General features: G+C 71.9%; 8 protein-coding genes. 6 read left to right on the forward strand and 2 right to left on the reverse strand.

All coding sequences use genetic code 11. From position 1 onward, the window contains the following. From ETD85_RS59435 to ETD85_RS59455, 5 genes are all read left to right on the forward strand, one after another. Window positions 1–234 (forward strand): toxin-antitoxin system HicB family antitoxin (locus tag ETD85_RS59435; RefSeq protein ID WP_138698618.1); only part of this gene is annotated, 234 nt, incomplete at its 5' end. A gap of 52 nt (window positions 235–286) precedes the next feature. Beyond that, window positions 287–1,192: a DUF4097 family beta strand repeat-containing protein gene (locus ETD85_RS59440; RefSeq protein ID WP_138698619.1), complete on the forward strand. Its 906-nt coding sequence runs from the start codon at window positions 287–289 to the stop codon at window positions 1,190–1,192. A 29-nt stretch (window positions 1,193–1,221) separates the two neighbouring features. Then, window positions 1,222–2,187, forward strand: a complete 966-nt coding sequence (locus tag ETD85_RS59445; protein WP_138698620.1) for an ATP-binding cassette domain-containing protein — start codon at window positions 1,222–1,224, stop codon at window positions 2,185–2,187. Next, on the forward strand, window positions 2,184–2,987 hold the full coding sequence (locus ETD85_RS59450; protein WP_138698621.1) for an ABC transporter permease: 804 nt from the start codon (window positions 2,184–2,186) through the stop codon (window positions 2,985–2,987). The genes ETD85_RS59445 and ETD85_RS59450 overlap by 4 nt, the downstream gene beginning before the upstream one ends. After that, entirely contained in the window at window positions 2,984–3,547 is a 564-nt protein-coding gene (locus tag ETD85_RS59455) for a DUF1707 SHOCT-like domain-containing protein (RefSeq protein WP_138698622.1), read from the forward strand. Before ETD85_RS59450 ends, ETD85_RS59455 begins: the two co-directional genes overlap by 4 nt. Before the next feature lie 157 nt (window positions 3,548–3,704). On the opposite strand, the gene ETD85_RS64165 is transcribed toward ETD85_RS59455, so the two are convergent. Beyond that, window positions 3,705–4,397 carry a hypothetical protein gene (locus ETD85_RS64165; RefSeq protein ID WP_170247450.1) on the reverse strand — a complete coding sequence of 231 codons (693 nt, stop codon included), beginning with the start codon at window positions 4,395–4,397 and terminating at the stop codon, window positions 3,705–3,707. Window positions 4,398–4,582: 185 nt separating this feature from the next. Here ETD85_RS64165 and ETD85_RS59470 point away from each other — a divergent pair, with 185 nt between their 5' ends. Further along, window positions 4,583–5,035 (forward strand): MarR family winged helix-turn-helix transcriptional regulator, encoded by a 453-nt coding sequence (locus ETD85_RS59470; RefSeq protein WP_138698624.1) that lies wholly within the window; start codon window positions 4,583–4,585, stop codon window positions 5,033–5,035. Between the two features lie 69 nt (window positions 5,036–5,104). On the opposite strand, the gene ETD85_RS59475 is transcribed toward ETD85_RS59470, so the two are convergent. Next, entirely contained in the window at window positions 5,105–5,956 is an 852-nt protein-coding gene (locus ETD85_RS59475) for a phosphotransferase (RefSeq protein ID WP_338087271.1), read from the reverse strand. Window positions 5,957–6,044 lie beyond the last annotated feature (88 nt).

Below are 6,044 nucleotides of genomic sequence, written 5' to 3' on the forward strand. Positions count from 1 at the left end.
CCCCCACCGCCCGCACCGGACGCGGACGACGGCGGCACCTCGCGGATCTCGCTCCGCGTCCCCGAGCATCTCAAGCCGCGCATCGAGGAGGCGGCGGCCCGTGACGGGCTCTCGGTCAACGCCTGGCTCGTCCGCGCCGTCTCCTCCGCCCTCGAACCCGGCGGCCCGCGCCGCCGTTCGGACCGGCGCGTGGAGACCCAGACCGGCCAGCGCTACACCGGCTGGGTCCGCTAGCGGGCCCTCGCCGACCAGCACGCCTTCCAGAACCCGAGATGAGGGGATCGCCATGCCGACGTTCGCCACCCCCGAGCCCATCACCGCCGTCATCGACCTCGCGACCGCCAAGGTCCGGATCAACGCGAGCGACCGCGCCGACACGGTCGTCGAGGTGTACCCGAGCGACCAGTTCAACGACGCCGACGTGCAGGCCGCCGAGCACGCCCGGATCGAGTACACCAACGGGACGCTGCGGGTGAAGGCGCCCGCCGAGCGGACGGCCGCGCCGCCCGGCTGGGGCGGCCCGATAGACCTGCTGGTCGAAGGGCCCATGAAGTGGGCGCGTTCGCTGCTCGGCTGGGGCGGCTCGGTCGAGGTGACGATCGACCTGCCGGCCGGATCCCACATCGAGGCGAACGCCGCGGCGGACCTCCGCTGCCGGGGCCGGCTCGGCGAGGTGAAGTTCACGACGTCCTACGGCGACATCCACCTCGACCAGGCCGACCGGCTGCGGCTGAAGACGGGGTCCGGCGACATCTCGGTGACCAGGGCGGCCGGGCACGCCGACGTCACCACCGCCAACGGCGACGTACGGATCGGCGAGGTGGACGGCACGGCCGTCGTCAAGACCTCCAACGGTCACCTGACCCTCGGCGAGGTGACCGGCGACCTGCGCCTGAACACCGCGTACGGCGACATCACCGTCGCCCGCGCCCTGGCCGGGGTCGCCGCCAAGACCGCGTACGGCAGCGTGCGGATCGGCGAGGTGGTGTCCGGCTCGGTCGTCATGGAGACCGCCGGCGGCGCGCTGGAGCTGGGGATCCGGGAAGGCAGCGCGGCCTGGCTGGACGTCAGCTCCCAGTACGGCACCGTGGAGGTCTCCCTGGACGCCTGCGACGGCCCGGCGCCGTCCGACAAGACCGTCGAGGTACGCGCCCACACCGCCTACGGCGACATCGCGATCCACCGGTCCTGAAGAACCGAGAGACAGAGGAGAGAACCAGCATGCCATCGGCCATCGAAGCGGAGGGTCTGGTCAAGAAGTACGGCGACGTGGTGGCGCTCGACGGGATGGACCTGTCGGTCCCCGAAGGCACCGTTTTCGGGCTGCTCGGCCCGAACGGTGCGGGAAAGACCACGACCGTCCGCATCCTGACCACCCTGTTGAGGCCGGACGCCGGCCGGGCCACGGTCGCGGGCTGCGACGTCGTCCGCGACGCCCGCCGCCTGCGCTCCATGATGGGGGCGTCCGGCCAGTACGCCGCCGTGGACGACCACCTCACCGGCGCCGAGAACCTGGAGATGGTCGGCCGCCTCTACCACCTGGGCGTCAAGCGCAGCAAGGAACGCGCCCGCGAGCTGCTCGAACGCTTCGACCTGGCGGAGGCGGGCGACCGCCCGGTCCAGGGCTACTCCGGGGGCATGCGCCGCCGGCTCGACCTGGCCGGAGCGCTGGTCGCCGACCCGCCGGTGCTGTTCCTCGACGAGCCCACGACCGGGCTGGACCCCAGGGCCCGCACGAGCCTGTGGGACGTCATCGCCGAGCTGGTCAGGGGCGGCACGACCGTGCTGCTCACGACGCAGTACATGGAGGAGGCCGACCGCCTGGCGAACCGGATCGCGGTGGTCGACCACGGCCGGGTGATCGCGCTCGGCACCGCTGACGAGCTCAAGAGCCAGATCGGCGGCGACCGCATCGAGGTGACGGTGACGAGCGCCGTGGACCTGGAAAGTGCCCGGCGGGCGCTGGCGCCCCTGGCCACCGACGGCATGCAGGCCGACGCCGTCGCGTTGCGGGTGACGATCCCGGTCAGCGACGGCGCGGCCTCGCTCACCTGGGCGCTGAGCCACCTGGCCGCCGAGCGGATCGCCGTACGCGACGCGGGGCTGCGGCGGCCCACCCTGGACGACGTGTTCCTGACCCTGACCGGGCACGAGGCGAGCGAGAAGATCAAGGAGAACGCCCGATGAACGCCCTCCAGATCGCCATCGCCGACGGCATGACGATCTCCAAGCGCAACGCGCTCAAGATCAAGCGAGCACCTGACCTGCTGGGTGGCGTGATCACGTTACCGATCGTGTTCGTGCTGCTGTTCGCGTACGTGTTCGGCAGCATGATCGAGCTGCCCGGCATGTCCTACCAGGAATACCTGCTGCCGGGGATCTTCGTCCAGACGATCGTCACCAGCGCGCAGATCACCGGCTACACGCTGACCCAGGACCTGCAGAAGGGCATCTTCGACCGGTTCCGCACGCTGCCGATGTCGCCGTCGGCCGTGCTGACCGGCCAGACGCTCAGCGACGTGATCATGAACGTGACCAGCATCGTCGTCATGGCGGTGGTCGGGCTGCTGGTCGGCTGGCGGATCAACTCCGCGCCGCACGAGGCCGTGCTCGGCTTCCTGCTGCTGTTGCTGTTCTCGTACGCCTTCTCCTGGGTGACGGCGACGGTCGCGCTGGCCCTGCGCACGCCCGAGACGTTCAACAACATCGCCACCATCGTCTCGATGCCGCTGGTGTTCCTGTCCAACGCGTTCGTGGACAGCGCGCAGCTGCCCGGCCCGCTGAAGCCGATCGCCGAGTGGAACCCCGTCTCCACGCTCGTCCAGGCCGCGCGCGAGCTGTTCGGCAACACCAACCCCGCCATGCCGGTGCCGGACGCCTGGCCGCTCCAGCACGCGGTCCCGGCCGCGCTGCTCTGGTCGGTGCTGCTGCTGGTGGTGTTCGTGCCGCTGGCAACGCGGCTGTACCAGCGGGCGGTCGCCCGATGATCGCGTCCCGCGGCGAGAGCAGGTCCGGGGCCGAGCTCGTACGCCTCTCCGACACCGATCGCGACCGGGCGGTCCAGCGGCTCCAGCAGGCGTTCGCGGACGGCCGCCTGACTTCGGGCGAGATGGAGGCCCGGCTCGAACGGGCGCTCACGGCCGCCTCCCGGGGCGAGCTGGAGCCCGCACTCGCCGGCCTGACCGAGGAGGTCGTCCGGATCACCACCACGGGCGCGCGCATCAAGCGGTCGGGAGAGTGGCGGGTCCCGCGCGCGCTGCGGGTCGACTCCGAGTTCGGCCGGGTGCGGCTCGACCTGTCGGAGGCCCTGATCGTCCACCCGGAGATCGACATCGAGCTCCGGCTCGCGTACGGCTCCGCCACGATCATCCTCCCGCCCGGCGCGAGCGCGGACGCCGACGGCGCGCGGAGCGAATGGGGCAGGGTGACCTGCACGGCGTCGCAGCTCCCGCGCCCGGGGCGGCCGCACGTCCGGGTCACCGGCGAGCTGTCCCACGGCCGCCTGAAGATCAGGCACTCCCACGCCTGGTTCGGAGCCGGCCGCTGACCCCGGCGCGCGCGGCGAACCTCGCCGGGGGCGAGGAGGTCATCGCCGCCGCCGGGCAACGACGCGGCTCGCTCTCCGGTCTCGTCAGCGGGCAACAAATGCGGCCCGTGCTCCGGTCTTGTCAGCGGGCAACGACGCGGCCCGCTCTCCGGTCTCGTCAGGAGGTCGTGGTGGGCGAGGCGGAAGGCGTGGGGGAGGAGGTCGGCGGCTGGCCGGGCTGGTGGCCGTGGTGCCGGCGGTCTCCGTCGCCACGCCAGCCCTGTCCGTCACGCCACCCCTGCCGGGTGCGTCCTTCGCGCAGGGTCGTGTCGCGGATCCTGACGGCCGTGGCCGTCCCGCCGTCCACCTTCGCCGTGACCATGACCTTCTGCCCGGTCTTGAGCGTGTCGGCGCCGTCGCCGCGGTTGATCCGGGTGTCGCCGTTGACCACGTACTCCTTGGTGTAGCCGTCCTCGCTCTTGACCGTGATCGAGTCCTGGCCGGCGGCCGTGACGTCGCCGTACTGGGTGGCGACGGTCACGTACGTGCCGTCCGCGCCCTGCACGACGAACTCGCCGTGCAGGGCGGGACCGCCGAGGCCGAGCTTGCGGCCCCAGCCGCGGTCCTGTCCCGGCGTCCGGTCCGAAGAGGTCGGGGAAGGGGTCGCCGACGCGCTCGCGGAAGGGGTCGTGGTGTCACTCGCCGTGGGTGCGGGCGAGGGAGAGAACGCCGCCGCGGCGGCGACGCCCGCTCCCGTGACCACGACCAGCGCGGTGGTGGCCGCGAGCAGCAGGGAACGGGGGAAACGGCGCCTGGGCGGCTCGTTCGTCAGGGTTTCCGCGGTGCTGAATCCGTCCGGCCCAGGGGCCATCTTGTCCTCCCGAAAAGGTGTACAACGTAACAACTGTCCTTCGAGCCCTCTAAGACTGCCGTAAGTGCCCGGCGGGGGCTGCGGTGTGTGCTCTACACATGGTGTGTTACATACACTTCATGTGGAGGTTACACATCTGATCACGGTGGATATGCTGACGCGCACCGGATGGCAGAAGGACTGGCATGGACAAGCCCACGCACCTGATCGAGTACGAGACCATGCTGCTCGGCCGGCACCGCCATCTCGATCGCAGTGCGTACACCCTGCTCAGCCGCATCAGGACGGCGGGGATGATGTCGATCGGGCAGCTCAGCGAGGCGTTCGGGCTCGACGTCTCCACTCTCAACCGGCACACCTCGGCCCTGCTCCGCGACGGGCTGGCCGAGCGCATCGCCGACCCCGACGGCGGCATCGCCCGCAAGTTCCGCCTCACGGAGGCCGGTGAGCGTTACCTCGACGACGAGCGGACCAAGAACATCCGCGGCCTGGAGAAGGTGCTGGCGGACTGGACGCCCGAGGAGGTCGCCGAGTTCGCCGCGTTCCTCGGGCGGTTCAACACCGACGTCGAACGCCTGGGCGGGCGGTCATGGCCGCGCCCCGATCCGGCGTCCCGGCAGGAGAGCGGCACGAGATAACCGCCCTTCACGGGAGAGCCCCTCTTCACGGGAGAGGCGGCGCTTCGGGGGAGGGGTTGCCGCCGCCTCCTACGGGGCGGTCAGCGCCGCGTCGATGGCCGCGCCGGTACGGTCCAGCCAGGCCTCACGCCGCTTGATGACGTCGCCGACGCCCTCGTCCCACATCCGCGCCCAGCCACCGCCCTGCTCCTCGGCGGCCTGCTTCATCGTGAACCACGCCCGCCGCGTCCGCAGCACGGCCACCTCGACGAGCCGGGACCGGTCGGTGCCGGACATCGCGTAGGCGTCGGCGAGCATGCGGCAGCGGCGCGGCACGTCCACCTCCCGCAGCGGCGGATCGGCGTCCGCCGGGTCGCCCAGCGGCGCCCAGTAGAGCATCGCGTTGCACACCTCGTCCACCCTGGTGACGGGCTTAGCGAGGTCGAAGTCGATCAGCGCGACCGCCTCGCCGTCCCGGAACACGATGTTGTCCGGCGTGTAGTCCATGTGCCCGACCAGCTCGGCCGGGTGCGGCGGCGCGGGCGGCAGGCCCGGCGGCGTCGAGACGCCGAGGCCGGGACGCACCCCTTCGGGCACGACGAAGCCGGCGGCGGCGTCGTGGTACGCGCGGACCAGCCGGCCCACCGAGGCCAGCCGCCCCTCGTCGGCGAGCCACGCGGGCCGCGGCCGCCCCGCCACCTCCCCGTGGACGAACGTCAGCACCTCGCGCCCGGCCGCGTCGATACCGAGGAACCGCGGGGCCCCCGCGAACCCGGCCGCCTCCAGATGGCGCAGCAACGCGTGGACGAGCGGGGAGTTGGGATTGACGGAGCGGCGCACGGTGTCACCCACCCGCACGACGCCCTCGGTGACGTCACCGCCGAGAAGCGGGATCTCGGCCTGCGGCTCTGACGGTTCGACGTATGTTGAGGCGTTCATCATTCCCTCGGGCTGTGAGCAACCGGCTGGGGGCAACCGGGCTGGGGGCAACGGCTCGGCCCGCCGGCCACCAGCCGTGCGGGCGTGGGGG

This window comes from Nonomuraea zeae, assembly GCF_005889725.1.
Lineage (GTDB): Bacteria > Actinomycetota > Actinomycetes > Streptosporangiales > Streptosporangiaceae > Nonomuraea > Nonomuraea zeae.